Origin of the sequence: Bradyrhizobium sp. (assembly GCF_049798375.1) — a bacterium.
Taxonomy (GTDB): Bacteria; Pseudomonadota; Alphaproteobacteria; order Rhizobiales; family Xanthobacteraceae; genus Bradyrhizobium.
In genome coordinates this window covers 1-2,733 of record NZ_JBARGP010000805.1, presented here as the reverse complement: position 1 = coordinate 2,733, position 2,733 = coordinate 1, and the positions used below count along the sequence as shown (strand labels likewise).

Below are 2,733 nucleotides of genomic sequence, written 5' to 3'. Positions count from 1 at the left end.
AGCTTTTGACGTAACCCGACACGCGCCGGCAATGCGGCGTCGTGAACACCTCCTCGGTCGGGATGTTGGCGTTGCAGGTGATGCCGTTCTTCGCGGTCGAGGCGCCGCCTTCCCATTCATGGCCGTCAGCCAATCCGATGGTCAGATCCATCCCGGGCCCGGAATATTTCAGCGCGCTGAAGCGCTGGCTGTTGAGCCATTCGGTGCGCTCGCGCAGCACCGCGTTATGGCGCTCCCAGGCCGGCAGCGCATCCTCGCGGTCGACGCGCGAGGCCGCGAAGATCGCGTCCGCGAGCTTGGCCACCGCGACGTCCTCGGGCACGTCGGGGAAAACCAGCTTGGCCCAGGACGCGCTCGGATAGGCGATAATGTTCCAGTTGGTTTCGAAATTCGTGATCTTCTCCAGCGCCGGCTGGTAAGCTTTCGAGTTGGCCTTGCTGGCCCGCGCCACCTTGGCCGGATCCTGGCCCGCCAGCAGCATCGGATTGTCACCGACGATCGCAAGCCGCGCGGTATTCTCGGAGAACGCCTTTGCCATGCCCTGATAAAGCCAGTCGGCGGCGCGATCGAAGCTTGCATCCTGGCCGAAGCGGTAGCGCGCCAGGCTCAGCTCCTCGTCGGCGAAGAACGAGGTGACGATGCCGGCGCCGGCCTTGTAGGCATGCTCGGCAATCTTGCGCACCAAAGGCAGCGCAACCACGGGCGCGGTCAGCAGCAGATCCTGCCCCGGCTTGAGCTGCAGGCCGACCTTGATCGCGACCTCGGCCAGACGGTCGAGCTTGACGGGATCAATGGTGGCGGAAACGTTGCGCTGGTGTTCGGTCATGGGCTTTTCCGTTCAGTCAGGTCGGCAGGGAACTTGAGATAGGTAACGCGCGGGAGCGATCAATGCCACCCATGATCGTGGCTGCAGCGCGCGATGCCGCCTTTCGGATCCTTCGTCGCAAGCACGCGGACGATGGCGGTCGCCGCGCGGCCGCCATCGTTGGATTCGACAGCCTCTCGGTGTGGAGCTCAGGCCTTAAAGTAGCCGGGCTGGCTGATGTCGGCGATCAAGCCGATCCCGCTCGGCATCCAGCCCAGCCGCTGCTGCGTCAGGGCGCTGGAGGCCGGCATGTCCAGGCCTGCGAACATCGCCAGCGGCCCGTAATACTCGCCTGCCTGTTCCTTGGTGATCGAGATCACCGGCACGTCGAGCGCGCGGCCGACCACCTCGATCATCTCGCGCATCGCCACGCCTTCCTCGCCGACAGCGTGGTAGATCCCATCGGCAGTGCCGTTCTCCAACGCAAGCCGGTACAGCCGGGCCACATCTTGCCTGTGCGCCGCCGGCCAGCGCTCGGTGCCCTCGCCGACATAGGCGGCGGCGCCTTTCTGGCGCGCGAGCTCGACCAGATAGCTGAGCAAGCCGGCTTTTCCAGCGGCGCCATGCACCTGCGGCAGGCGGAGCGCCATCGCGCGCACGCCACGCGATGCATAGGCGAGACCTGCCTGCTCGGACATCCGCGGCACATAGGCGCTGGACTCGCGCCGCATGTCCTCGGTGACCACCACGCCCGCCGCGACCAGGCCGGTTCCCGAGGTGACGATGAACGGCTTGTTGGTGCCCACGAGCTCATCGCCGATGGCTTCGATGGCGGTCTTGTCGATCGCGCCATTCTCCGCGAATTTCGCGAAATCATGGATGAAGGCCAGATGAATCACGCCGTCACAATCCCGCGCGCCGCGCTTCAGGCTGTCGAGGTCCTGCAGCGAGCCGCGATGAACCTCCGCGCCCAACTGCTCCAGCGTGCGGACGTTGTCGTCGGAGCGCGCCAAGCCGACCACCTGATGTCCGGCGGCGATCAGTTCTTTGGTGGTTTCGGAGCCGATGAACCCGGCCGCGCCGGTGACGAATACGCGCATGAGAAGCACTCCCTGTTCAGATCGGCGGGATATTGCTAGGTTGCTCATGCAGGTAAAGTAGTGAGATCATACGGGTATAATCGCTAACAGGATGACCGACACCAACTCGCTCGGGACCTATTTGAAGGATCGTCGCGCCAAGCTCGATCCCACGGCCTTCGGCTTTCCGCTGCAGCGGCGGCGAACGCCGGGGCTGCGGCGCGAGGAAGTGGCGCAGCGCGCCAATGTCAGCGCCACCTGGTACACCTGGCTGGAGCAGGGACGCGGCGGTGCGCCGTCCGCCGACGTGCTGGATCGCATCGCCCGCGCCATGATGCTGACCGACGTCGAGCGCGAGCATCTGTTCCTGCTCGGCCTGGGACGGCCACCCGAGGCCCGTTATCAGGCGCCCGAAGGCATCTCACCACGTCTGCAGCGCGTGCTCGACACGCTGGACTACAGCCCCGCTTTCATCCGCACGGCGACATGGGATCTGATCGCCTGGAACAGGGCCGCGACGGCCGTCCTCACCGACTACAGCCAACTGCCCGAGGGACAGCGCAACGTGCTGCGCATGATGTTCCGCGACAGCCGCGTCCGGGCCGCGCAGCCCAACTGGCAAGCCGTCGCACGCTATGTGGTGGCGGCCTTTCGCGCCGACGTCGCCCGCGCCGGCGCCTCGCGCAACGTGCAATCACTGGTCGACGAGCTCTGCGCGACCAGCCCGGAATTCGCAGCGATGTGGCGCGACAACGATGTGCGCGGCCATGGCGACGGCCTCAAAATCCTGCAGCATCCCATCGCCGGCCCGCTCTCGCTGGAATTCTCAGGCTTCGCCGTCGACGGCCG

The 2,733-nt window shown here is 65.9% G+C and carries 3 protein-coding genes; 1 reads left to right on the top strand and 2 read right to left on the bottom strand.

Going from position 1 to position 2,733, the window contains the following annotated elements:
* Together WA702_RS30530 and WA702_RS30525 are read right to left on the bottom strand one after the other, a co-directional pair.
* Positions 1 to 826 (bottom strand): aminopeptidase (locus WA702_RS30530; protein ID WP_425114257.1); only part of this gene is annotated, 826 nt, incomplete at its 3' end.
* A 188-nt stretch (positions 827 to 1,014) separates the two neighbouring features.
* Complete coding sequence (locus tag WA702_RS30525; protein WP_425114256.1) at positions 1,015 to 1,905, bottom strand: SDR family oxidoreductase; 891 nt, start codon at positions 1,903 to 1,905, stop codon at positions 1,015 to 1,017.
* A gap of 91 nt (positions 1,906 to 1,996) precedes the next feature.
* Here WA702_RS30525 and WA702_RS30520 point away from each other — a divergent pair.
* Positions 1,997 to 2,733 (top strand): helix-turn-helix transcriptional regulator (locus WA702_RS30520; protein ID WP_425114255.1); only part of this gene is annotated, 737 nt, incomplete at its 3' end.

What these genes read in the sequence shown, in the direction of transcription:
- WA702_RS30525 (WP_425114256.1), bottom strand. Translation starts at nt 1,905, where the DNA reads ATGCGCGTATTCGTCACCGGCGCGGCCGGGTTCATCGGCTCCGAAACC.